The sequence below is a fragment of the Novosphingobium resinovorum genome (genome assembly GCF_001742225.1).
GTDB classification, from domain to species: domain Bacteria; phylum Pseudomonadota; class Alphaproteobacteria; order Sphingomonadales; family Sphingomonadaceae; genus Novosphingobium; species Novosphingobium resinovorum_A.
This window is the reverse complement of sequence record NZ_CP017077.1, coordinates 374,067-397,254: the sequence shown is the minus strand read 5'-3', so window position 1 is coordinate 397,254 and position 23,188 is coordinate 374,067. Positions and strand designations below refer to the sequence as shown.

Genomic DNA, 23,188 nt, shown 5'->3' with positions numbered 1-23,188 from the left:
CCGCCGCCAAATGGTTCGCACGCAACACCCGAAAGCCGAAGGTTCCAAGCTTGGCCGGCCCACGAAAGACGACGCGGACCAGCTTCCGCACCGGATCGTCGAAACCGCGAAGCAGCTCATGCTCGCACAGGGGTTCGAGGCCACCAGCCTCAACCAGATCGCGGTGGCGGCGGGGGTCACCAAGCGAACCATCTATCTCAAGCTGGGTGACAAGGACGCACTGCTCGTCGAAGTGATCGAGAGCCTGCTGACGGGCGCACGCGTGACGCTCGAAGACCCGGGCCCTGACGTAAGCCCGACGGAGCGACTCATCACGTTCGGGAACAGCCTGGTCCGCTTGGCGCTGCGCCCGGAGATCATGGGCCTGTTCCGGTTGCTCATCACGGACGGCTGGCGGTTCCCGCACCTTGCCGAACTTGCCGGCACGGTGCGGTCCAAGAGCAGCGAGGCCCAGCTTGCGGAAATCCTGCGCGACGAAGTGGCGCGCGGGCGCCTGCGAATGGACGATATCGATCGTAACGCGCGGCTTGCGACGGTCATGATCCTTTTCGATCCACAGCGCGCCGCCCTGATCGGCGCGCCCTGGCCCCCCGAGAAATGCGAGGACTGGGTGCGCAGCGCCGTCGCCTTGCTACTGAACGGCGCCATCACCCCACCGTGAGCTCCCCTCGGTTCCGTCATGCGTGCTGTTCGTAGAACGTGCGCATGAACTCGTTGTGCGCCAGCTGCCGCGAAACGATCGCCTTGCCGTCCTTCGGCGTGAACGATGCGTCCGAAACGCCGGCGAACTGGTTGACGATCATCAGCCCCCCCTCGCGCATCCAGTAGTAATATCCCCTGCCATTGGCCGACATGGTCGCATGCAGATCGCCCTGCGGGGTCTTCATGGTGATACGCCATTGCCGCGGCAGTTGCTGGAGGGTGAGCGGATCGACCCAGACGTCGGTCGGTTCGACGATGATGTTCTCCATGCCGACGGCACGGTACTGCTCCCCGCTTTTCATGTTTATCATCCCGGTCGCATGCCCGCCTTCGGCTGCATTCAGGATGTAGAAGCTGAACTCGTCGCCGAAGCTGTGCATCCAGTTGGATCCGGCACCGCGATTCTTGGCGAGGCGGGGCGGCAGGGTCGGGAACGAGAGGATGATGCGCTCGTGGACCGCGTAACCCTTGACCTTCAATACCCTGCCCCGGAATTCGATCAGCCCTTCGGCATTCATGTGCGCCTGGTATCCGGCGGCTCCCGGCCGGGTGCCCAGGTCCTCGAACCGACCGACATGGAAGAAGCCCGGGCCGCGGGGCGTGAAGCGCAGATCGGTTTTCACGCCTGCATGCTCGCCCGTCACTCTCCAGGTCTTCCCATCGGTGTGCATTTCACGCCCGCCGATCGACCAGGTGACGCTGGTCGGTGTTTCGACGATCTTCATGGTTCCGGGGGCGAAATAGTCCTCCACGCTCTGCCCCTTGTTGATGAAGGGCGTGTCGTGCATTTTCTCGGAGTCCGGGCCTGAAAAGTCGGTGACGACCAGCGCGGTCTGGGTCAGATCGCCATCGATCACCATTTCCTTCCCGCGCTGCTGGTAGAAGAACACCCAGAGCTGCACGTCTTCGCCGGTCTCGGCCGTGGCGCGAACGAGGAAGCCCGTGTCGTTGAACAGCTCGAACTGTTCGCGCCCCCGGGTGAACGCGCCCTCGTAGGCAAGCGTCAGCGGTGCGGAGATCATCTGGAACAGCACGGCGGACGACTTGGCCGCGTCCGGTGCCTTGTCGGCGCTTTCCCGCGCCAGCGCGCCCACCCCGGGCAGCATCGCCCCGGCCAGCAGCATTCCACCGCCGCCCAGCGTTGCCCGACGGCTGATTCCCATGTCGAACAAGTCGTAGCCAGCACGCATTTCCCACTCCTCTTTTCCGGCGCTTGGGCTTAACCACAAGTCGGCTATAATGACACCGATTGGTATCATATATCGACGCCAACTCAATGAGCAACAATAAAAGAATGCTATAAAGTTTTTGTTGCGCGCCCTGATATCGCTGTTATGATCCCAATCGGTATCATTGATCCCCCACCATCGCCGGACAGCGGATGGGCCGGGTCCAATTTCCATATTCCGCCTGATGGCCGCGCGTCAGGAATGAACTGTTTGCGATATGCCGCCTGCCGACGCAGATCGCGCGGGCGTTGGAGAGGGGAGAGAAGGTGTGCTTACCAAGGCGAAGATGCTGCTGTGCCATGCAAGCTTGATCGTGCTCGCATGGCCGCTTGCCTCGCAGGCGGCTGATGCCGAAGACCAGCAGCAGGCCGCGCCTGCGACCGACAACGACATCATCGTGACGGCACGGCGGGTAGAGGAACGGCTGCAAGACGTGCCCATCGCGATTTCGGCGGTGTCGGGGGCTGCGCTGGAACAACAGGGCGTCCGCCAGATCACCGACCTCAGCGCCACGGTTCCGAACCTCAGCATCGTGGGCGCCAACGCCGATGCCCAGACGCTGCTGGTGACGATCCGCGGCCAGAACGCCGCCAACTCCATCCTCACGACCGACAACTCGGTGGGCATGTACATCGATGGCGTCAACGTCCCGCGCACCTATGGCCTGCGTGCCGGCCTGGTCGACATCGCCCGGGTCGAAGTGCTGCGCGGGCCCCAGGGTACGCTTTACGGCCGCAACACGACCGGCGGCGCGATCAGCTTCATCACCAAGGACCCGGACGACAAGCTCGGGGCCTCGATCCAGGCGACCGGCGGCAACTACAACCTGTGGGGCCTGACCGGCATCCTCAACGTCCCGATCACCGATGGCGTGGGCGCCCGCTTCGTAGCGGTGCGCAGCCAGCACGACGGCTACGGCAAGTCCGCCAATACCGGCGACGACCTGATGAGCGACGACAGCACGTATCTGCGCGCCAAGATCAAGGCCGATACCGGCGGCCCGCTGACGGCTGCGGCGACGGTGGACTATCAGAAGAACAACGCCGGAGGCCTGATCTCCAAGCTCACTGGTATCACCGACGCGGCCACCTCGCCTGCCATCCGCGAAGTCGCGGCCGAAGTCTACGGCACCACGTCGCCTACCGCGGACCAGTTGGCGGCCGCGCGCAACATCCTGCAGTCCTACGTCAAGCGCGCGCCGTTCCACGACAGCTACAGCTACGGTAGCAGCATCTTCGCAAAGAACGCGGGCGGCGTGGACTGGTCGCCGGCATCGACGAGCAAGACCTGGAGCGCGTCGCTCGACCTGAAATTCGATCTTTCCGACGATCTCGCCATCCGGTCGATCAGCGGCTACCGCAATGTCGAGAAGTTCACCACCACCGACTTCGACGGCACGCCCTTCATCATCAACAGCGCACAGTTGGAGACGAAGGACGACTTCTACAGCCAGGAACTTCAGGTCCTTGGCGGAGATAGCCAGTTCAACTACGTCGGCGGCCTGTTCTACAGCTACGAGGACGGCACCGAAGTCCAGCAATCGAACTCCACCTACTACATCAGCCGTTCGCGTACCGTGTTCGACGGTGACGTGACCTCGAAGAGCTACGCCGCTTTCGGACAGGCCAACTGGAAGTTCGCGCCCGGCTTCTCGCTCACCCTTGGCGGGCGATACACCAAAGAAGTGCGTGAACTGGTCAACCGCAACCGGGTGGTCAATGCGGCCGGAACCATCACTTATGTGCCTCCGGCGCTCAACGACGACGGGACGCCGGGCAGGAAGTACGAGGAAAGCTACAAGAAGTTCACCTGGCTCGCCTCGCTCGACTACAAGATCAGCGACGACGTCATGGTCTATGCCAAGTCCGCGCGGGGCTTCCGCGGGGGCGGCCAGCAGCAGCGCGCGACCTCGCTGGCGGCGGCAACCTCGTTCGACCCGGAAGTCATCACCGAGTATGAGCTCGGCCTGAAGTCGGAACTGTTAGACCGACGCCTCACGCTCAACCTGGCCGGGTTCTACGACAACTACACCGACGTCCAGCGCGTGCTGTTCATCGTCACGCCCTATGGCGCCGCAACCGCGCTGACCAATGCCAGCAAGGCGCGCATCCTCGGCTTCGAGGGAGAGGCGACATTCAAGGTTACGCCGGAATTCACGCTCCGCGCGAGCATCGGCACCTTCGATGCCAAATACAAGGGCTATGTCGACGACAACGGCGTCGACCACTCCGATGAGGACTGGCCGGCTCCGACGACGAACTATCAGCTCGGAGCGAACTACGTGTTGCCCACCGGGGTAGGCGACCTCACCCTCGATGCGAACTGGAGCTGGCAGAGCGCCTTCAATACTTATCCCAGCGCGGTAAAGACCGACCAGGTGACCCAGAAGGCTTACGGACTGCTCAACGGCAGGATCGCATTGGCTCTCGACGACTGGAACGCCGACATATCGATCTTCGGGCGGAACATCCTCGGCAAGAAATACTACAACGCCGGCGTCAGCCTCGAAGGCCTGGGCTTCAACACGCTGGCCGCCGGCGACCCCCGCACGGTGGGCGTGCAGGTCCGCTTCCGGTTCGGGGGCATGTAGCCCGGCCCCGAGGCATCCATCCTCCCTTCGCCTTTTCCGTTGTCCGAGGCTCGTCCCATGCTCGATTCCAGTCCGCTTTCCGCCAGTATTCGCATCGGTCACGATGCGCTGTCCGAGGGCAGCGCCGGAACGTTCGTCCATCACGACCCGGTCAGCGGCGCGCCCCAGGGCACCATTCCGCTGGCCGGCGCGGTCGAGGTCCGCAAGGCCGTGGACCGCGCCGCGCAGGCAGCCGAGGCCTGGCGCTTCACGAACCCGGACGAACGGCGACAGATCCTTCTGCGGTTCGCCCAGTTGATCTGGGACCATGTCGAGGAATTCGCCCGGCTCGCTGCCAGGGATGGCGGCACTCCGCTCGCGCATGGGCGCCGCATGGCCCAGCGCGCGGGGGACTGGTTCGCGACTTATGCCGGATGGGCCGACAAGATCGATGGCCAGCTGATTTCCACCCACCACACGCGCGGCCACCTGAGCTACTCCAGCCCCGAACCGATCGGCATCGTGGGTATCATCATCACCTGGAACGGGCCGCTCATCTCGCTCGGAATGAAAGTGGCCCCGGCCCTCGCGGCAGGAAACTGCGTGGTGGTGAAGCCCGCAGAGAACACGCCGTTCGCGCCCGACCTCTTCGCACGCCTGGCCAAGGATGCCGGCATTCCCGACGGGGTGCTGTCGATCCTCCCCGGCGGCATCGAGGCCGGCGAGGCCCTGGTCCGCGATCCCCGGGTGGAGAAGATCAGCTTTACGGGCGGGCCGGTCGCCGCGAAGAAGATCCTGGTGGCCTGCGCCGAGCAGCTCAAGCCCGCCGTCCTCGAACTTGGCGGAAAGTCCGCCAGCCTCGTCTATCCCGATGTCGACATCGACGCCGTGTGCCAACGCGCCGCCGCCTGGACGTTCGCGATCCTCGCCGGCCAGGGCTGCGCCTTGCCGACCCGCCTGATTATCCATCGCAGCATCTACGATCAGGTGATCGAACGGCTGATCGAGATCACCAGGGGCTACAAGGTGGGCGACCCGTTCGACGAGGACGTGAAAGTCGGTCCGCTGGTCAGCGCCCAGGCCTGCGACCGGGTGATCGCGATGATCGACCGGGTCCGCGAAGATAACAGCGGGCGGATCGTCCTGGGCGGAAAGCGTTGCGGCGGCGACCTGGTCGGCGGCAATTTCATCGAACCGACCATCATCGTCGACGTCGATCCCGACAGCGAGATCGCGCAGACCGAGATCTTCGGCCCGGTCGTCATCTGCATGCCGTTCGACGACGACGACCACGGCGTCGAACTCGCCAACAGTACCCCCTACGGACTGGCCGCCTATATCCAGTCGAACGACATCGCCCGCGTCCACCGCATCGCCGAACGCCTCAAAGCCGGCGGGGTCTACGTCAATGGGGCACCGCAGACCGCACCCTACATGCCCTTCGGAGGACTGGGCCTGAGCGGGTACGGGAAGGAAGGCGGGCGCGCCGGCCTGGACGAGTTCCTACGCTACAAGACGGTCGTAGTCGCATGAGCGTGGCCAAAACCCTGGCCGACAAGGTCGCGATCGTCACAGGCGCCGGCGGGCGCGGCAACTCCATCGGTCGCGCCTACGCCCTGGCCCTCGCCGCGGCGGGCGCACGCGTGCTGGTGGCGGACCTCAACTTGGAAGGCGCCCAAGCGGTCGTCGACGAGATCGCATCGCGCGGCGGCGAGGCCGGGGCGGTACGCGTGGACATCGCGGATCCCGATTCCGTCGGCGCGATGGCCGAAGTCGCGCGCAGTGCCTGGGGCGGCGTCGACATCCTGGTGAACAACGCGGCGATGATGGCTGAAATCACGCGGCGCCCCCTGATGGACTGCCCGCTCGAAGACTGGAACAAGGTCCTGCAGGTGAACCTGACGGGTGCCCTGAACTGTTGCCAGGCGGTCGTGCCGATGATGGTGGAGCGTGGTGGCGGCAAGATCGTCAACCAAGTCTCGGGCGGTGCTTTCCCGCCGATGGGGCTGTACGGCATCAGCAAGCTGGCGCTGGTCGGCCTGACGACCGCGCTCGCCTACGAACTGGGGCCCCGCAACATCAACGTCAACGCCATCGCACCGGGGATCACCAACAGCGATGCCGGCAAGAAGCTGACGCCGCAGGAATCGCCGATTCGCCAGATGCTGGAACGCACGGTGGCGATGCGGGTCGATGGCCAGCCGGAGGACCTCGTAGGCCCCCTCCTGTTGCTGTGCAGCGACGCCGGAAGCTGGATACAAGGCCAGGTCCTGCACGTAGACGGCGGTTGGATCATCCGGCCCTGAAGCGGCCCTCGTTCCGTCGAGGCCGCCGCATCATGCGCATTGCCCGCCATCCACCAGCAGCGAAACGCCGGTGACGTACCCCGCGTCCGGGCCCGCCAGGAACGACACCACCCCTGCTACTTCCTCGACCTTGCCATAGCGTTCGAGGCAGGTGGTGCGAATCAGCCTGGCCGAGAAGCGAGTGCCCTCGGGATTCATGTCGGTGTCGATGGGGCCGGGCTGGATGATGTTGGCGGTGATGCCGCGCGGCCCGAAATCGCGCGCCCAGCCGCGCGTGAACCCGGTGAGTGCCGATTTTGCGCCGACATAGCCCGCCGAGCCGACGAAACGCCCCATGTGCACGCCGCTGGTCCCCACGGTTATGATCCTGCCTCCGTCGCGCAGCATCGGCGCGACGCCCAGAACGGTCCGCACGACGCCCTGGACGTTGACCAGCATCATGCGGTCGAACGCGGCTAGGTCGAAATCCGGCTCGTCGAAGCTTCCGGGTGCATAGATCCCCGCCGAATTGACCAGGATGTCGACGCCCCCGAAATGATCCCCGGCGACGCGCGCGAAGGTCTCCGCTTGCGCGGCGTCCCCTTGGTCGGCCCGAAACGCCTTGGCTGTCCCTCCGGCCTCGATGCAGGCACGCTCGACCTGCTCGGCCGCCCCGGGCGAACTTGCATAGCTGAACGCAACATGGGCGCCCTCGCTCGCAAGACGGCGCACGATCGCCGCGCCGATGCCGCGCGACCCTCCGGTAACGAGCGCTACTTTCCCTGCCAGCGTGAGTTGCGGCATATCCGACCTCCTCGTCCAGACAAGTCCCGGGCGCGGCCTGCCGCCACCCGGCGCGGGACGGCGGCTATTCGCCGCCGAACCGCTTGATGAACAGCACACCGAACGTGCGCGGATCGCCCGCGGCAAGTGTGTTGAAGCCGAGCGCCTCCAGGCTCACGCCGGCATTGTAGTACTTCTTGGCCAGCAGGTTGCGGCCGAACACCGAGATGTCGGCATTCCAGGCATCGATGCTGAGCCCAAGCTTTCCGCTCAGCAGGCCATATCCCTTCTGCGTGACCTGGTCGGCCAGCGCCGCGCTGGGATAAGTGTTGAAATCGCTCTGCCAGCTCCAGTTCACGTTTGCCGCGAACTCTCCGATCCCGACGGGCTTACGGAAATCCGCGCCAAGCTGGTAGTTCGTCGTCGGCGCCGGCCACGGCTCGTTCGAGTGATCGACGTTGGCGGCGTCGACATAGTCCTTGTACTTGGGATCGAACGTCCCGACGCTGGCCCGCAGGGTCAGTTCGTCGGTGACCCGCAAGGTCGCCTCGCCTTCGAAGCCCATCAGCCGCGCCTTGCTGGCATTGGTCAGCAGCGTCCCGGTCCCGAAGTCGGTCGCGAACAGCAGCGTACGCTGGATATCGGTGTAGTCGTCGTAGAAGCCCGCCAGGTTCAGCGTCAGCCTGCGATCGAAGAACTGCGACTTCAGGCCGATCTCGTATTCGGTGATGATTTCGGGTCCGAAGGGTACTGCATTGATGAGCGTGGTCGAACGCTGCTGCTGCCCGCCTCCGCGAAAGCCCCTCGTGATCTTGCCATAGACCAGGACATCGTCCGAAATCTTGTAGTCCAGCGACGCCAGCCAGGTGGGCTTCTTGAAGGTGTTCTCGTAGAACTTGCCCGGGGTCCCGTCGGCGTTGAGGGCCGGAGGCAGATACGTGACCACCCCGGCCCCGGAGATGAGCCGGTTGCGGTTCAGGAACTCACGCACCTCCTTGGTGTACCGTGCACCCACCGTCAGCGAGAAGCCGGGCGCGAAATTCCAGTTCGCCTGCCCGAAGACGGCATAGCTTTTCGAGGTGATGTCGCCGTCGAAGACGGTGAGGGAACGATTGTTGAGGTAGTACAGGCTGGTGGCTTCCTGCTTCTCGGTCCCGTCTTCGTAGCTGTAGAACAGCCCGGCCACGTAATTCAGGCTGCCCACCTCTCCAAGTAGCTGGAACTCCTCGCTGAAGAAGTCGTCCTTGGTGGATAGCTGCGAACTGTTCACGATGAACGGCGTTCCATCGTAATCGTTGGTCGAGAACTTCTTGACGTTGCGATACCCGGTGATCGACCGCAAGGTAAGAGAGTCGGACAGGTTGTAGTCCACGTTGAGCGCCGCGCTCCAGGTTTCGCTGCGCGATGCCGGCCGGCGGTCCACTCCCGACGAGTTGGCGCCGAAGATGCTGTTCCCGTATCCGTAGCTGGTCCGAAACGGCCCGCGCTTGATGTAGGATTCCAGAATGGTGCGTGCCGCCGCAAGCTGCGCCGCATCCGGCGTCGAAGTCCCAAAGGTTTCGGCCGCCGCTTCCCGGATAATCGAAGACGTCGGCGATGCCGTGAGGCCCGTCAACTTGGACATCAGGCCGCCGGCATTGTTGCGCTGGTAGTCCCCGGTGATCGATACCGTGAAATCACCCTTGTCGACCTTGAGCTTGCCGCGCAGGTACGTCGAATCATCGCTCATCAGCTGCCTGTCGGTGATCGGAGACCTGCCGAAGCCATCACGCTTCGACCGGACCGCGACGAAGCGGACGCCGACCCCGTCCGTCACCGGCAGGTTGAGAATGCCGGTGACGCCGCGCAGATCGTAGTTCCCCAGCGTGGCCTGGACCTGTCCGCCCAGTTCGTCGTTCGGGTCCTTGGTGATGAAGCTGATCGCGCCGCCCGTGGTGTTGCGCCCATAGAGCGTGCCTTGGGGCCCGCGCAGCACTTCGACACGCTGCATGTCCACCAGCCCGGCACGCAGGCCATAAGTCCGCGGCACGTTCACGCCATCGATGTACAGACCCACCGAGTTGTCGGTCGTCAGGATCGAATTCGCCGCGTTCTGGCCGCGGATCGTCACCAACAGCGTCTGGGCATCGGCGTTGGCGCCCACGATGTTGAGGTTGGGCACCGTCGCGCTGAGATCGGTGAGCTGCCGCACACCCTGCGCCGCCAGCGCCTCGCCGCTCAGGGCGGTCACCGCCAACGGAATGTCCTGAAGCTTCTCCGCGACGCGGCGCGCGGTAACGATGATGTCGCCCGCGCCGGCCGCCGGGGCGTGGTGCTGGGGCGCATCGGCATCCTCCTGCACAACGCCCTGTGCTTCCTCCTGGGCCCGCGCCTGGAAGGGCACTGCGACCAAACTCATCAATCCTGCACCGCAGGCCAGCACTGCACGGATATTCATCGTCTCTTCCCCCATTTTTTCTATGTTATCGCCGCAGCCTTGCTGAGCGGCCGACGGTGACGCAGGGCGTCAGTCTCCGGTGACCTGCTCGTAGTACGTGCGCATGAATTCGTTGTGGAAGAACTGCTTCGAACGCAGCACTTTGCCGTCCGCCATCGTGAACGTCGCCTCGCTGTCCCCCTTGAACTGGTGCACGGTCAGCAGGCCACCGCGGCGGAGCCAGTAGTAATAGCTGCGGCCATTGGCCACCGCGGTCGCCTTCATCTCGCTCCCGTCGGACGTCTTGATCCAGATGTCCCATTTGCACGGCACGCGTTGGGCGCTTTTCGGGTCGATCCAGTATTCCGTGGGCGTGGTGCGGATGTTGGCATCGCCCCCGGCGAGATACTGCTTGCCCCCGGCCTGGACCATCGCCGTGGCATGGCCGCCGACCGACGCATTCAGGATGTAGAAGCTGAATTCCGGGCCGAAGCAGTGCAGCCAGTTGGAGCCGCCTCCCCGGTTCTTTTCAAGGCGCGGGGGAATGGTCGGGAAGGCGATGTAGATACGTTCGTGGACGGCGTACCCGGTGATCTTGTAGACTTTGCCCTTCGCCTCGATCTCGCCCTCAATGGCCATGTGCGCCTGGTATCCGGCAGCGCCCTGCTTGCCCAGCTTCTCGAAGGTGCCCACGTGGAAGAAGCCCGGCCCGAGCGGCCTGGCCCGCAGGTCGGTCCGAACGCCGTTGTGCGTCCCCTTGATTTCCCAGAGGTCCTTGGTGGCAATGATCTCGCGCCCGCCCAGGGACCATGTCACCTTCGAGGGCGTTTCGGTGATCTTGAGGTCGCCCGGCTTGTAGTAGTCCTCGACGCTCTGCCCCTTGTTGAGGAACGGTGTATCGTGCATCGTCGACTGCTCGTCGGCCGGAAAATCGCTGACAATCAGGCAGGTCTGGCACAGATCGCCGTTGATGATGACTTCGCTGGAACGCTGTTGGTACAGGAATGTCCAAAGCTGAATGTCTTCACCGGTCTCCGCGCGTGCGCGGATCATGAAGCCGCTGTCGTTGAACGTCTCCATCTGCTCCCGGCCGCGGGTGTTCGCACCTTCGTCGGAAAGCTTGATGGGTTGGGACACCATCTGGAACAGCACGCTCTGGTCGACTTTCCCCGGCGCCGGTGTCTGCTTGGCGACGGTCGCCATTGCATCATCCACGAACAAGCGACCCGCCCCCGTACCAGCCAGCAACATTGTAGATCCGCCTACCAACATCGAGCGGCGCGAAACGAACGACAAAGCGGTGTCTCTCAGCATTCGGGGTCCTCTCTCCAGCCCAATCAGTGATGTCAGGCTTCTATCGTGTCGGTCCGCCGTTCCGGCATCCCTCATTTCGACAAAAAACTAATAGCATTTAATTTATCTGTATATAGTTTTTTTGTTTACCTTATTGCGGAACTTAACATATTGTTAATAGGGAATAATCTCCGTAGTCCTGCGAACAGGCGCAAGAGGCCAAGGATGTCGTGGCGGGCACGCTCGACCTCGCTGGCGGCGTCGGCCAGCAGGGTGGAGAGCGCCTCGGCCCGGCGCCGCAGCACTTCGCACTCGTGAGTCAGCGCGATGCCGCCACGCCGCCGCTCGAACAAGACGACGCCCAAGCGCCGCTCGCGTAGCGCGATCGTGCTCGAGACCGAGAGCCGCGACAAGTTGCGCGCGTGCGGATTGATCGCGCTCACAGCACCTTGAGCCTCATCTGCGCCAGCGGATCCGCCGCCTGATCGCGCGAGATCAGGGCGCCGCGAAACAGCCGCGCGTCCATCATCTCGATCCCGCAGAGATCCGCGCCGCGCAAGTCCGCCTCGGCCAGTCCACACGCTTGAGCACTGCCTAACGGAACGAGACGCCCGGCAGCTTGGCGTAGGAGAACAGCACTTCCTCGAAATCGAGGCCCATCGTGCCAGCATTGATTAGGGTGCAAACTCATAAATCGGGTTGAGTTGTCGGCCTTGGCGTGATTCAGGCGGCCTTCGGAAACGGAGGGCTTATGACGCGGCGGCGGTATGAACTGACGGACAAGGAATGGCTCATCATCGAGCCGTTGCTGCCCAACAAGCCGCGTGGAGTGCCACGCGTCGATGACCGCCGGGTGCTGAACGGGATACTCTGGCGTTTCCGTTCTGGTGCGCCGTGGGCAGAGGTCCCGGAGCGCTATGGTCCATCGACGACCTGCTACAACCGGTTCATCCGCTGACGAAAGGCCGGAGTGTGGGACCGATTGTTGGCGGCGGTTTCCGCCGGTTTCAACGGCGAGTTGGTGATGATCGATTCTACTTGCATGCGCGTCCACCAGCACGGTGCGACGGGCAAAAAGGGGAATGCAGCGATCATGGCATGGGACGTTCCCGGGGCGGCCTTACGACCAAACTCCACGCTTTTGTCGACGCTGATGGACGTCCTGTCGGCCTGCGACTGACGGGTGGGCAGGTCCATGATGCGTGCGAAGCTGAAGCGCTGATAGAGACCATCCCCGAGGGCGCTACCCTGCTCGGCGACAAGGGCTATGACAGCACCACCATTCGCGAGGCGGCAACGACTGGTTCATTATGCACCTCCTCTTCAAACGTCCGGAAACAGGGACTTTTGGTTTTCCATTTTAATGCGACACGGGCCTCTGTAACGCGGAAACTGGATCACCTCGTCCTTTTCCAGGTCTGCGGCTCGGATTTGGTGCGGCGCATCCGGTACAACTTGTTCGGTAGGGAGCACGCCCTCCTTGATCAGTCGACGGACGCGATGGGCCGTAACCCCAAGCTTTTTCGCGGCTTCGGTCAGTGTGAGCCACTCCCCATTCTTCTCAGCAGATCGGTATCCGTGGATTTTATGGACCGTGCGCAGTGCACCGACACGGCGTGCGGTCCACGTTTTTCCTTGCCCGGTCTGCATTCCCATCCGGTTCAGAGTAGCGGCAATGTCGGCGTCGGACCATCGGGTGGCCATGGACCGCATTACAGCGAGGGCAGCATCCGGCGTTTTCTGGCCATGTTCGCCAGGGTTCGGTTTGCGAATACGCAGCTGAGAGTGTTGACCACCTTTCCAGTGGATCGTCAAAATGACTTCACGTTGCTCTTCGTCAACATCGGCAACGATATCAGTCACGAGAGTGCGCAGGAGTTGCTGGCGACACCGCGTATCGACGTTTGGTGCGCTCCAAGCAGCCTCCAAGTCAGTGGCAATGCCGGCGAAATCGGGGATTGGGATGCCTGCGTCGATTTGTCTTGCCTGCGTCAAAGCAGCTTCACAGGTTTCCACGCGCCTGAGCGCGGATTCCCAACTCTTCTCAAGTTGAGCAGCGATCAGGCGGTTGTCAGGGTCGCAAGCGGCATAGCGGCGCTCAGCAAGAGACGCCTCGTATCGCGCTTGCTGCAAGTCCAGCTCCATCATGCGATGTCGCTCTTCCAGATTATCCCGATGCGCCCGGTCAGCTTCCATTGCGGCCTCGATTGCCATTGGCGTTACGGCGCTCAATATTTCTTTGCCAATAGCAGGGTCGATCCGAGACGCGCCAAAAGTCATGCATCGGGGTTTGGCCAGCATTTGGTTGATACTTTTGCATTGATAATAGGGATGGCTTGGCCGCCCTCTATAGGAAACAGACAACCGCCTTCCACATCGGCCACAGGTGAGCAGACCAGCAAGCAAAGCCTGGCCGCCACGACCAGATTTGATGCCGCCCTTCTTTGCAAAGGTATTAACGGCAATAAGGCTCTGGTTCCTCTCAAACTCGCTCCAATCAATGTAGCCTTCATGATGATCCCGGAGCAGCACTTCCCACGTTCCAAAAGGCTTGCCGTGGCCGTAGCTTTTGCGAGCCCTGCCATCGACAATCTCTGTCCGCTTCTCACTTTTGCCATAGGCGTATGCCCCAGCGTAGAACGGGTTCTTCAGGATCGAAATGACGCTCCGATAGCGAAGCGGCACCCAATCGAAGGACACTCTTTTGCGCCCGTCAGAAGGACGGGGGAAATGGAAATTGTCCGTGGTGAGCGAAATCAGCACCTGGCGGGCGCTACCAAGCTCGCGGAAGCGCGAAAAGATAAGGCGGATAGCCTCCTGCACCCGAAGGTCAGGATCAAGCCCCAGACCATAATCGCGGTGCCAGATATAGCCGATCGGAACACTGAGGCGCAGTTCCCCCCGTCGTGCTTTAGCGCGCGCCGCGTCGAGCATGCGCGTTCGCAAAATGCCGAGCTCAAACTCGCTGATGCTGCCCTTCATGCCCAACAACAAGCGATCATTCGGTCGACAAGGATCATACACGCCATCGAGATCGATCACGCGCGCTTCCACCAGGCCGCACAGTTCCAGGAGGTGATGCCAGTCTCGACCATTACGGGAAAGGCGCGATGCATCCAGGCACAGCACCGCGCCGACCATACCTGTGCACAGGCCGCTCACCAGTCGTTCGAAACCAGGGCGGTCGGCAGCGCCACTGGCGGTACGGCCGAGGTCATCGTCGATCACTTCGACATCACGGAACCCCCAGCGGCGCGCAACATCGACAAGTTCATATTGACGCCGCTGGCTCTCCAGGTTGTTCTGGACCTGGCCCGAGGTGGACTGCCGAACGTAGACGACAGCTTTGCGATTAAGCACCGTGGCCGGAATGAGATTATTGCCCGTCATCGCTCGGCTCCTTCGCCGCGACGCCGGCCGCCGCCATCAGGAGGGTCGCCAACTTGGCGACAACCGTGCTGCGTTCCGCGTCGGTCAGGCCCCGAATCTGCGGCATATCGAGCGGCATGCTCAACTGACGGGCCAGCATCGGTAACGTCGAGGGTGGTGGTAATGCCTTCACAGGGCGCCTCCTGGATGGGGGTGAGACCATCCGACGAAGTCTGCCTGAAACCGCGATCGGTAAGCAGTCTATGAAGCTCCACGAGGCCAGTCACCGCAATCCGCGGTTCGCCCATCGCCATACCAGCGCAAAACGCCCTATCCAGCATCCACTCCGAAACCTGAATGATCTCGCCCGGCCTGATCTCTACCCGGACAATCGCACCACTGGCCCGATCCTCGCGGCCTTCATACCGAAAACGGCCGCCGTAATATGGATGCCAACGGTAGTGAAACTCTACCATCTGCCCGACATGGGCAGAATGAACATGTGATAGCGGCGGCCCGAAACATCTGGGCCAACATTCCCAACCGCTCCAACCGTAAGCAGCGCTTCGACTTCTCGTCATGGCTCTACCGCCAGCGTAATCTCGTCGAGCGCTTCTTTAATCGGATCAAGCAGTTCCGGGGCATCGCCACGCGATACGACAAGGACGCTGCCAACTATCTCGCGGCCATCAAGCTCATCTGCGTGAGGCTGTGGTGCAACGCGTAATGAGTCCGCGCCCTAGATCGGCGCCGGTCAGCTTGCAGCGTTCGAACCGCGCATTGCGGAACGAGGCGTTGTTGAAATCCCCCGTCGATCGCCGTGTCGGTCAGGTCATCCCCCGCGAACGAGGCGCTGCGACCCCCGGCAGCCGTGGAACATTGCACCGATCAGCAACGCGCGCTCGACCCGCACGCCGGGCATCGAACAGCGCTCGAACCTCACTCCGCTGAGGTCGAGGTCCCATTCGATCAGCCTACGCGGCGTCGGGGCTGGACGGGCCATGCCCGCCTCTTTGGCCGCTGGTCCGTGTGGTGGGAACCCGCCTCTGGGGCTGGACTTGAGCGTGCCTTCACTCGAACGTGCCGCCGAACGACCCGCGCGACGGTAATTTGCAGAACCGACGTTGCCGCTTCTAAGCCGGCCTAACCGCGCGTATCCGGCAATACGACGTGCATCGCCGCTACGCCTAGCGCGGTCGGCCCGAACACTTGCAGGCGGCGCCCCTCCAGGGCTGCGAGCAAGGTGAAGATCGCCGCGTCCTCGGCCGGGCCCGCGACCTTGATGTGAGCCTCCAGCGCGGCGCTGGCTTCCCCCCAGGTGCCGAACGGGCGCTTGAGGAATGCCGATACGTCGGCGAGGTTGCGCGCGATCACATCGGCGCCGTGGCTGTCCGCCCGGCGCACCCATTCGACGAGTTCGGCAACCTGCACCTTGTGCGCCCGCGCCGCTTCGGTTTCGACCGGCAGCGTGGCCAGCGTGTCGGCGAGCTTGGCCAGCAGGGGGCCGTTGTCGCCGGCATCCCGCCCCAGCGGCGGCAGTTCCGGCAAGGGCGCGGCCATCAGCGCCGACAGCGCCAGCAGGATCGACCGCCGCAGCGACAGGTCGAACATCAGATAGACCGAATGCGGATCGCCGGGAACCGGCTCGCCCACGGTCCCGGTGAACTGCATCGTGCCCAGCACCGAGAACTGCAGCACGTAGAAGACGACCGCCGCGTGATCGAGCGGCTCGCCGGTTGCCTCTTCGTAATAGCGCACAAGCTCGGGCAAAGGCGCGCCAAGCGGCTCGTAGCTGTTGCGCATGCCCATCGTGGCGATGTCGAACAAAGGATCGCCGATCATCGAGAATTCGAAGTCGTAGAGCTTGGTCATCGCCCCATCATCGACCAAGTACTGACCGGAATCGAACTGGATGAACCCGGCGCGCCCGCCGCGATGGCGCGGGACGTTCCGCCGCATCCAAACGATCACGAACTCGATCAGCGGCTCGGGCCGGCTCTTGGTGCGCACGTAGTGGTCCATGTAGGCATCCAGCCCGACCAGCGCGACGCCTTCGGCGCTTTCGGGCAAATGCACGCCCGCTTCGACGAACGGCTCCACCGGCAGACGGTGCATCCCGGCGACCGCCCGCATGTAGACCCGGCCGATCGCACTTTTCGTGGCGGCGTCCAATCCCGAAAAATCGCGCGTGCCCGCGATCGCTTCCATGAGGATGCAGGGCGGATCGGCCAGATAGGCGTGGACCTCCGGCACCGGCAGCCCTTGCCCGTGCAGCAGCGCGATGATGTCCGCCTCGCGCTTGAGATCGGGAAAGATGGAGACGTCGCCGCCGCGATCGCCGCGCAAGTGGAAGCGGCGCACCGCACCGGCGCTCTCCACGTCGACGAACCACGAAGGCCGCCACCGCACCAGACGCTCGAGCCCGACGACCTTGCCGCCGGTTTCGCGCTCGACGAAGGCGGTGATCCGCGCCACCGCCGCATCGTCGTAGACATTAAGGGCCGTGGGCGCGGTCATGCCGAGGCACCCGTGGCGGCCTGTTCGGGGATCTCGCTGCCACCCGCGGCGGCCTCGTCGATGCCCATCTTGCGGGTGAGATCGGCCATGTCGAGATACTCGCGCCAGCGCACGATCAGTCCGTCGTCGTCGAATTCGTAGATCGCGACCATCTGGTGAGGGCAAGGCCTGCCCATGATGATCGCGGTGTCGGAGCGCTCCTGCATCACCATTCGCTCGTTCGACACGATGTTGACTTCGTTGCACTTGTTGTTGGTCGCGAAGCCCATCTGGCGCTCGATTTCCGCGCGCAGCGCGGCCTGCCCCTTCACGATCGGGCCACCCGGCACCCACAATTGCCATTCGGCGTCCTGCGCCATCATCGCCAGGATCCTGTCGACGTCCGGCCGGCTTGTATCGCTGCCATCGCCCCACGCCGCGCAGAACTCGCGGACCTTGTCCTCGATCTCGATTCCCATGATCTGTCCTTTCGCGGTAACGGTTGCGCGTTCAGTTGCGCATCAGGGCCCGGGTGACGCCGATGAACGGCACGGTGCAGCTCTGCCCCCCGTCGACGGGGTAGAGCATCCCGTTGACGTAGCGAGATTCGTCCGAGGCCAGGAACAGCGCCATGGCGGCGATGTCCTCGGGCTCGCCGATGAAGGGAGTGTTGAGCACCTCGAGGAACAGGCGGTCCATTTCCGGCGTCGACCAGTCCAGCTTGGCGGGCGTCTGGGTGGGGCCCGGAAGGATCGCGTTGCTGCGGATCCCGCGCTTGCCATAAGTCGCGGCGATCGCCTGGACGAACCAGTTCAAGGCGGCCTTCGACGAACCATAGCTATAGGCGGTGATGTCCCCGCCCATCGAACTGCCGGACGAGGTGGAGATGATAGAGCCGCCGCCACGCTCCAGCATGTGAGGGATCGCCAGCTTGCTCGCAAGGACCGCACCCAGCACGTTCACGCGCAAGTTCGCAAGGAAGATGTCCGGGTCGAACGACAGGAAATCCATGTCGCGCAGCGCGTGCTCCTTGTTCACGTAGAGCGCGTTGTTGAACAGCACGTCGATCCGTCCGAACTCCGCCACCGTCCGCGCGATCATCGTTTCCAGGTCTGGCTCCCGCGCGACGTCCACGGTCATCGCCAGCGCCGTGCCGCCTGCCTCGCAGACCGCGTGCGCGGTCGCTTCGGCGGTCTCGCCGCGAATGTCGGCGACGATCACCCTCGCCCCTTCGCGCGCGAACATCAGCGCGCTGGCCCGGCCGATACCGCTCCCGCTGCCGGTGATGATGCAGACCTTGTCCTCGAGCCGGGCCATGCCTTTTCCTTCCTTTACGCCGCCGTTCACGCAGCAGGGGCGATCGCGTTCAGTTTCCGAAATGATAGCGCAGCTCGATCCCGTACGTGCGCGGCGCGCCGTAGAAGCCGCTCATGATACCGAGCTGGGCGGAGCCGACATTGCTGGACGCAAGGTAGTTCTTGTCGAAGATGTTCCGCACGAAGACGCCGGCATCCAGCCCGGTCCCGCCCACCTGCCGGATGTCGAGGCGGGCATTGACGAGATCGTAGGCGGGCAGCACGTTGTCCGAGGAGCGCACCTTGCTGGAATGGTAGTAGTCGACCGCGAGGCTTCCTTGTCCCACGTGCGCCGGCAACGGCAGTTCCCAGCGCCCGCCGATCGTCACGGTGGTCTTGGCGACGAGGTTGAACGGCACCTCGGCGATCCGCAGGTACGGCAGCAGCGCCGCCGGCACCGTCAACGCGCGGGACTTGGGATCGAGCAGCGTCGCGCCAAGGTCCAGCGACAGCGTATGCGTCGGTGCGATCCGGCCCGAAAGGTCCACGCCGGCGACACGCGTCTTGCCCGCGTTGACCAGCAGGGTACCGCCCGCGGGATCGTTGCTGGTGGTGCAGTCGCCATCGGGCGAGCGCGGTGCGTCGGTACCACCCGGCGCGGTGAGGCTGCAGGTAGCCTGGGTATTCAGGCCGGAAATCGGCACCTGCACGCCGCTGTACCAACCGATGAACGGCGATGCGTTGAGCCGGATGGCGACGCCGCCGACGTCGAAATCCGAGCGGACGCCCAGTTCCACGTCCGTCACCTTTTCAGGCGCGAAGGACTGGAACTGCGTCAGCCGGCCCGCCAGCGTCGGACCGTTGATGCCGCCCGAGCGATAGCCGCGCCGGGTCACGGCGTAGAAGAACAGATCGCTGGTTGCCTGCCAGTCCAGCCCGATCGTCCAGGTCGGGGCCTTGGACGAGGTCTTGTTGTTGCTGGCGTTGCGGATCAGCGGCGAACCGTTGCGGCAGTCCGCCCGCGTCGCCTGCGGCTGGGAGGAGGTGCCGCTGCCGATGCACGCGGTGATGTCGTCCCAGGTGTAGCGGAAACCGGCATTGAAGCGCAGGCCTTCGACCGCCGAACCCAGATCGTAGCCGATGTTGGCGAACAGCGCCTTGCTGCGTTCCGAGTAGAAATTGTAGTTGAACGGCGCATCGGTCATGCCCGGCAGAATGAACGTCGGAATATAGGTGCCGCTCGGGCCGGACGGGTCGCTGGCGAGGTAGAACCCGCCCACGATCCAGTCGAGCTTCTGGTCGAACAGCTTGCCGCGAAGCTGCACTTCCTGGGTGTACTGCTCCACATCCGAGGTTTGCCGGCCACCCACGACCGTGACCGGCAGGCCCGCCGGAATGGCGCCGGTGCCGTCCGATATCAGCGTCGGCAAGCCATCCACGCTGGAGTAATAGTCGACCTTGGTATGACGATAGCCGAAGATGCTTACGAACTCGGTATCGTCGCCGAGGTGGATTTCCGTGCGGTTGGTGATGCCGAAGCGATTGACCCGCTCGAAGGCGTCGACGTCGGAATTGATGACTCGCGGGCCCCGCTGCCGCTGCAGGGCCAGTTGCGCCAGCGCCGCCGACAAGGTCCCGGTGGCCGAAAGCGCATTGGGCCCCGGCAATACGTTGATGAGGACCGAACCACCGCCGGTGGAGCGATTGCGATAGAAATCGACGATGGTGGTGTTGGAAATCCAGTCGGTCGGCTCGAACAGGAGCGAGCCCCGCAAGGCGCGGGAATTCAAATCGTCGGCATCCCTGCCGATACCGATGTTGCGGGTCCACCCGTCACGCTTCTGGTACTGGCCAGCGAGGCGCAGGGCCAGTTTTCCATCCACGATGGGCATGTTGAGCGCCCCTTCCAGCAGGCGACTGTCGTAGTTTCCGTAGGTACCCTGGAGGTAGCCGCCGACCGAATAGTCAGGCGCCGTCGGGTAATAGAGGATGGCGCCGCCCGTCGTATTGCGGCCGAACAGCGTTCCTTGCGGACCTTTCAGGACCTGGACCGAACCCAGGTCGTACGTGGGAATGCTCGATCCGGTGGTAGGAGACGGCACTTCGGCGAAATAGCTGATGACCGCGGCGGCGCTGTTGCCCGCCAGCGCCTTGGCCTGGCCGCGAATGGAGAAGTTCGTGTTTTCCCGCCCGCCCGAGCCGGCGAGGAACACGCCGGGCGTCTTGACGAGCAGGTCCTGGGTGTCATGGATCGTGGCCTGGCGCAGGGTATCGGCGCTGAACGCGGTGACCGATACCGGGGTCGACTGGATGTTCTCCGCGACGCGGCGCGCCGTCACCACGATGTCCTGCGATGCAGCAGCGGCCGTGTCCTGCCGAGGATTGGCGTCCTGCGCGGACGCGATCGCGGGCATGGCTGCCAGCGGCATCGTTGTCGAGGCGATCAGCGCCCGCAGGCAAGCAGTTCTACGCATATCCGGCTCTCCCCAGTTGCGACGTTGATCCGCCGCTTGGTGGCCCCATAAGTGCCGCGCGCCGGGGATCGGACCTGCCGAAAGGAAGGCACTTCATCTTGCCGCCCGGCCCGTCGGCTATTTTTCCAAGGCCCCGCATTCGGACAGGTGCGCGTCCATGTTCCGCGTGATCTTCATCGCCACGATCTCGCCAGGAACCGCAACGTGGAAAAAATGCCGGATGTGAACGCCCCCGATCGGCCCCGCACCGCACGATACGCGGTGCGCCGCCAGCACCTTCTGGACACCGCTCGCCGGATTTTCGTCGAGAAAGGGTTCCACCAGGCCGGCATGGCGCAGATCGCCCAGGCGTCGGGGATCGCAGTAGGCCAGATCTATCGGGACTTCGCGAACAAGGAGGAAATCGTCGCCGCCATCTGCGAAGCGAACCTGATCGCGTGGCTTGAAGAGGCCAAACTGCAGGCTGCCGTCGAGCGGCGCGATTTCACCGCCATCCGCGCCTGGATCACCCGGATCGCAACCGATACACCGTCGGCCGAGAACCGCCGGCTGATGTCGGAGCTTCTGGCCGAAGTCGGCCGCAATCCCAAGATCGCGGCGATCAACCTCGCCCAGGACGCACGGTTGCGCCGCAGCCTCGATTCAGCGCTCCATTGCCTCGCCCCGCTGGCGCTGCCGGAGCAGCGCTTCAGGCTGGCCGACTTCATCATTTCAACGGCCTGGGCCATGATGGCGCACTGCGAACTCCATCCCGGAACGGATCACGGCGCGCTGCGCCATTACGTTGCCGATCTGCTGGAACGAGAATTGACGAGTCTTGCCAGGAATACCCTCGCGGCACCGCGCGGAACCTACGGCATGGACCGCCGAAAGTGTCGCGATGCCGCGCAATCGTGTCGGCATCCGGCCAATCACGGATAACAGGATGACGCCCGCGAAGGCGGCGTGTCACGATCCGGCATTGCACAAAAACCATACCTACAGTGGAAAGGATCAAGAATGGGGAAAGCAGGCGTTATAGGGCTCGGCCAGATCGGAGCGGGTGTCGCCATCTGCCTCGCGCGGACCGGCCAACTGGCAGCGGTGTACGACATTCGCCCGGATGCAGCGGCGACGCTTGAAGGCGTTCCCGCCGTCGTGGCGACGCCGGCCGAACTGGCGCGGCAGGCCGATGTCGTCATCATCGCGGTCGTCAACGCGAAGCAGACGGTGGACGTGCTGACGGGGCCCGACGGCGTCCTGTCGCAGGCGCGTCCCGGCTTGAGCGTCGTGCTGGTCGCCACCGTCTCGATCGAGGACCTCGATGCGATCCGGGCGCTGACGGACGCGGCGGGCGTCGACCTGATCGACTGCGGCGTGACCGGCGGGCCCAAGTCCCGCGAAAACGGCCTGGTATGCCTTGTCGGCGGGACCGACGGCGCGGTCGCGAAAGTTCGCCCCGTGCTGGACGGCTTCGCCAAGCTTGTCGCGCATATGGGCGGTCCCGGCGCAGGGATGGCGGCGAAGATCGCGCGTAACGTCATCGTATTCGGCGGACTGCGTGCCGGATACGAGGCATCGATCCTGTGCCGCAACGCCGGCGTCGACATTCGCCAGTTGAGCGAAGTCATCGATGCCAGTTCGGACAGCGTCGGCGGCCCGCTGATGCTCGCCGTGCGCGACGATCCGGAGTCCAGCGCGCAGGAAGCCGCCATTCGCGAATATACCCGCGGGCTGATGGTCAAGGACCTGGATGCGGCGATCGACCTGGCCCGCAGCTACGGCATAACCGTGCCGCTGGTCGAACTGACCCGCAAGACGGATCACGCCGTCGTCGGCCTCGCCGACGTGATGGGAGAGAAAGCATGAGCATCGACGACGCACAGTGGAACAAGGGCCTCAAGACGTTCGACGCGGTCTACGGCCCCGGCTCGTCGGAAATGACGCTGCCTTACCGCGATTCCGCGTTCAATCAGGAAATCGTCGGCAACCAGTTCGCCAACCTGTGGGCGAGCGACGTCTTCTCGATGCGTGAAAAGCGCCTGCTCGTGCTGGGTGCGACCGCGATGCTCGGCCGGCCCGACCTCGTCGAGATCCAGATGAACGGCGCCCTCATCAACGGCGAGTTCACCGACGAGGAGCTGGATTTCATTCCCCACTTCGTCCTGTTCTACGCCGGAGCCGGGAACACCACCGCCGTGTTCCGCGGTATCGAGGCGGCCAAGGCACGCCGCAAGGAACGCGCCGCCGCGAAGTAAGCGCGTATAGACTTGAAGGTAAAAACGGCGGCCCGATCCG

At 63.8% G+C, this 23,188-nt stretch carries 20 protein-coding genes and 3 pseudogenes; 9 read left to right on the top strand and 14 right to left on the bottom strand.

The features are described 5' to 3' along the window. The first annotated feature begins 10 nt into the window (after positions 1-10). A complete protein-coding gene (locus BES08_RS26935) occupies positions 11-661 on the top strand; it encodes a TetR/AcrR family transcriptional regulator (RefSeq protein WP_069709882.1) in 651 nt (216 codons plus the stop codon). A gap of 16 nt (positions 662-677) precedes the next feature. Here the strand turns inward: BES08_RS26935 and BES08_RS26930 are convergent, their stop codons facing one another. Continuing rightward, positions 678-1,892 carry a hypothetical protein gene (locus BES08_RS26930; protein WP_069709881.1) on the bottom strand — a complete coding sequence of 405 codons (1,215 nt, stop codon included), beginning with the start codon at positions 1,890-1,892 and terminating at the stop codon, positions 678-680. A 307-nt stretch (positions 1,893-2,199) separates the two neighbouring features. Between BES08_RS26930 and BES08_RS26925 the strand changes: the two genes are divergently transcribed. From BES08_RS26925 to BES08_RS26915, 3 genes are read left to right on the top strand one after another with little or no spacing between them, the layout of a single operon-like run. Beyond that, positions 2,200-4,521 (top strand): TonB-dependent receptor, encoded by a 2,322-nt coding sequence (locus BES08_RS26925; RefSeq protein WP_069709880.1) that lies wholly within the window; start codon positions 2,200-2,202, stop codon positions 4,519-4,521. A gap of 57 nt (positions 4,522-4,578) precedes the next feature. Further along, the gene (locus BES08_RS26920) at positions 4,579-6,033 is read left to right on the top strand and encodes an aldehyde dehydrogenase family protein (RefSeq protein WP_069709879.1); all 1,455 of its coding nucleotides are present in this window, start codon (positions 4,579-4,581) and stop codon (positions 6,031-6,033) included. Next, positions 6,030-6,806, top strand: a complete 777-nt coding sequence (locus tag BES08_RS26915; protein ID WP_069709878.1) for an SDR family oxidoreductase — start codon at positions 6,030-6,032, stop codon at positions 6,804-6,806. Before BES08_RS26920 ends, BES08_RS26915 begins: the two co-directional genes overlap by 4 nt. A gap of 30 nt (positions 6,807-6,836) precedes the next feature. Here BES08_RS26915 and BES08_RS26910 read toward each other — a convergent pair whose 3' ends face one another. The 4 genes from BES08_RS26910 to BES08_RS26895 form a co-directional block, all read right to left on the bottom strand. After that, positions 6,837-7,589 (bottom strand): SDR family oxidoreductase, encoded by a 753-nt coding sequence (locus tag BES08_RS26910; protein ID WP_069709877.1) that lies wholly within the window; start codon positions 7,587-7,589, stop codon positions 6,837-6,839. Between the two features lie 64 nt (positions 7,590-7,653). Continuing rightward, complete coding sequence (locus BES08_RS26905; protein ID WP_197524543.1) at positions 7,654-10,005, bottom strand: TonB-dependent receptor; 2,352 nt, start codon at positions 10,003-10,005, stop codon at positions 7,654-7,656. Between the two features lie 69 nt (positions 10,006-10,074). Then, on the bottom strand, positions 10,075-11,187 hold the full coding sequence (locus tag BES08_RS26900; protein ID WP_156799992.1) for a hypothetical protein: 1,113 nt from the start codon (positions 11,185-11,187) through the stop codon (positions 10,075-10,077). Positions 11,188-11,423: 236 nt separating this feature from the next. Next, positions 11,424-11,720: a LysR family transcriptional regulator gene (locus tag BES08_RS26895; protein ID WP_069709874.1), complete on the bottom strand. Its 297-nt coding sequence runs from the start codon at positions 11,718-11,720 to the stop codon at positions 11,424-11,426. Between the two features lie 308 nt (positions 11,721-12,028). Between BES08_RS26895 and BES08_RS26890 the strand changes: the two are divergent. Next, positions 12,029-12,573, top strand: a pseudogene (locus BES08_RS26890) (IS5 family transposase); the annotation flags it as partial. 27 nt (positions 12,574-12,600) lie between these two features. On the opposite strand, the gene BES08_RS26885 reads toward BES08_RS26890, so the two are convergent. Then, entirely contained in the window at positions 12,601-14,667 is a 2,067-nt protein-coding gene (locus BES08_RS26885; RefSeq protein WP_069709873.1) for a recombinase family protein, read from the bottom strand. Then, positions 14,654-14,806, bottom strand: coding sequence for a hypothetical protein (locus tag BES08_RS33780; RefSeq protein ID WP_197524514.1), 153 nt, complete (start codon positions 14,804-14,806; stop codon positions 14,654-14,656). Before BES08_RS33780 ends, BES08_RS26885 begins: the two co-directional genes overlap by 14 nt. 357 nt (positions 14,807-15,163) lie before the next feature. Here BES08_RS33780 and BES08_RS26880 point away from each other — a divergent pair. Next, positions 15,164-15,373: pseudogene (locus tag BES08_RS26880) on the top strand (transposase); the annotation flags it as partial. Here BES08_RS26880 and BES08_RS34800 read toward each other — a convergent pair. From BES08_RS34800 to BES08_RS34270, 7 genes and pseudogenes are all read right to left on the bottom strand, one after another. Further along, positions 15,342-15,446: pseudogene (locus tag BES08_RS34800) on the bottom strand (pentapeptide repeat-containing protein); the annotation flags it as partial. The pseudogenes BES08_RS26880 and BES08_RS34800 sit on opposite strands and share 32 nt — an antisense overlap. Before the next feature lie 32 nt (positions 15,447-15,478). Beyond that, complete coding sequence (locus BES08_RS33225) at positions 15,479-15,649, bottom strand: pentapeptide repeat-containing protein (protein ID WP_156799991.1); 171 nt, start codon at positions 15,647-15,649, stop codon at positions 15,479-15,481. Positions 15,650-15,789: 140 nt separating this feature from the next. Further along, on the bottom strand, positions 15,790-17,163 hold the full coding sequence (locus tag BES08_RS26875) for a phosphotransferase (protein ID WP_069709871.1): 1,374 nt from the start codon (positions 17,161-17,163) through the stop codon (positions 15,790-15,792). Beyond that, positions 17,160-17,621 carry a nuclear transport factor 2 family protein gene (locus BES08_RS26870; RefSeq protein ID WP_069709870.1) on the bottom strand — a complete coding sequence of 154 codons (462 nt, stop codon included), beginning with the start codon at positions 17,619-17,621 and terminating at the stop codon, positions 17,160-17,162. Before BES08_RS26870 ends, BES08_RS26875 begins: the two co-directional genes overlap by 4 nt. A gap of 31 nt (positions 17,622-17,652) precedes the next feature. Then, entirely contained in the window at positions 17,653-18,459 is an 807-nt protein-coding gene (locus BES08_RS26865) for an SDR family NAD(P)-dependent oxidoreductase (protein ID WP_069710207.1), read from the bottom strand. Between the two features lie 49 nt (positions 18,460-18,508). Further along, complete coding sequence (locus BES08_RS26860; RefSeq protein WP_231958468.1) at positions 18,509-20,911, bottom strand: TonB-dependent receptor; 2,403 nt, start codon at positions 20,909-20,911, stop codon at positions 18,509-18,511. Between the two features lie 117 nt (positions 20,912-21,028). Then, positions 21,029-21,232, bottom strand: a complete 204-nt coding sequence (locus tag BES08_RS34270; protein WP_069709868.1) for a hypothetical protein — start codon at positions 21,230-21,232, stop codon at positions 21,029-21,031. Positions 21,233-21,241: 9 nt separating this feature from the next. Here BES08_RS34270 and BES08_RS26850 point away from each other — a divergent pair, with 9 nt between their 5' ends. The 3 genes from BES08_RS26850 to BES08_RS26840 are packed head-to-tail and all read left to right on the top strand — an operon-like array spanning position 21,242 to position 23,148. Then, entirely contained in the window at positions 21,242-21,832 is a 591-nt protein-coding gene (locus tag BES08_RS26850) for a TetR/AcrR family transcriptional regulator (RefSeq protein WP_069709867.1), read from the top strand. 24 nt (positions 21,833-21,856) lie between these two features. Further along, positions 21,857-22,759, top strand: coding sequence for an NAD(P)-dependent oxidoreductase (locus BES08_RS26845; RefSeq protein WP_268957476.1), 903 nt, complete (start codon positions 21,857-21,859; stop codon positions 22,757-22,759). Further along, the gene (locus BES08_RS26840) at positions 22,756-23,148 is read left to right on the top strand and encodes a carboxymuconolactone decarboxylase family protein (RefSeq protein ID WP_069709865.1); all 393 of its coding nucleotides are present in this window, start codon (positions 22,756-22,758) and stop codon (positions 23,146-23,148) included. The genes BES08_RS26845 and BES08_RS26840 overlap by 4 nt, the downstream gene beginning before the upstream one ends. The last annotated feature ends 40 nt before the right edge of the window (positions 23,149-23,188 follow it).

Excerpts from the sequence above, each read along its gene's own strand:
- BES08_RS26905 (WP_197524543.1), bottom strand. The coding sequence starts at position 10,005 with ATGAATATCCGTGCAGTGCTGGCCTGCGGTGCAGGATTGATGAGTTTG.
- BES08_RS26870 (WP_069709870.1), bottom strand. The coding sequence starts at position 17,621 with ATGGGAATCGAGATCGAGGACAAGGTCCGCGAGTTCTGCGCGGCGTGG.
- BES08_RS26875 (WP_069709871.1), bottom strand. The coding sequence starts at position 17,163 with ATGACCGCGCCCACGGCCCTTAATGTCTACGACGATGCGGCGGTGGCG.
- BES08_RS26885 (WP_069709873.1), bottom strand. The coding sequence starts at position 14,667 with ATGACGGGCAATAATCTCATTCCGGCCACGGTGCTTAATCGCAAAGCT.
- BES08_RS26850 (WP_069709867.1), top strand. The coding sequence starts at position 21,242 with ATGGCGCAGATCGCCCAGGCGTCGGGGATCGCAGTAGGCCAGATCTAT.
- BES08_RS26920 (WP_069709879.1), top strand. The coding sequence starts at position 4,579 with ATGCTCGATTCCAGTCCGCTTTCCGCCAGTATTCGCATCGGTCACGAT.
- BES08_RS26840 (WP_069709865.1), top strand. The coding sequence starts at position 22,756 with ATGAGCATCGACGACGCACAGTGGAACAAGGGCCTCAAGACGTTCGAC.
- BES08_RS33780 (WP_197524514.1), bottom strand. The coding sequence starts at position 14,806 with ATGCTGGCCCGTCAGTTGAGCATGCCGCTCGATATGCCGCAGATTCGG.
- BES08_RS26930 (WP_069709881.1), bottom strand. The coding sequence starts at position 1,892 with ATGCGTGCTGGCTACGACTTGTTCGACATGGGAATCAGCCGTCGGGCA.
- BES08_RS26935 (WP_069709882.1), top strand. The coding sequence starts at position 11 with ATGGTTCGCACGCAACACCCGAAAGCCGAAGGTTCCAAGCTTGGCCGG.
- BES08_RS26865 (WP_069710207.1), bottom strand. The coding sequence starts at position 18,459 with ATGGCCCGGCTCGAGGACAAGGTCTGCATCATCACCGGCAGCGGGAGC.
- BES08_RS26860 (WP_231958468.1), bottom strand. The coding sequence starts at position 20,911 with ATGCGTAGAACTGCTTGCCTGCGGGCGCTGATCGCCTCGACAACGATG.
- BES08_RS26900 (WP_156799992.1), bottom strand. The coding sequence starts at position 11,187 with ATGGCGACCGTCGCCAAGCAGACACCGGCGCCGGGGAAAGTCGACCAG.
- BES08_RS26915 (WP_069709878.1), top strand. The coding sequence starts at position 6,030 with ATGAGCGTGGCCAAAACCCTGGCCGACAAGGTCGCGATCGTCACAGGC.
- BES08_RS33225 (WP_156799991.1), bottom strand. The coding sequence starts at position 15,649 with ATGGCCCGTCCAGCCCCGACGCCGCGTAGGCTGATCGAATGGGACCTC.
- BES08_RS26910 (WP_069709877.1), bottom strand. The coding sequence starts at position 7,589 with ATGCCGCAACTCACGCTGGCAGGGAAAGTAGCGCTCGTTACCGGAGGG.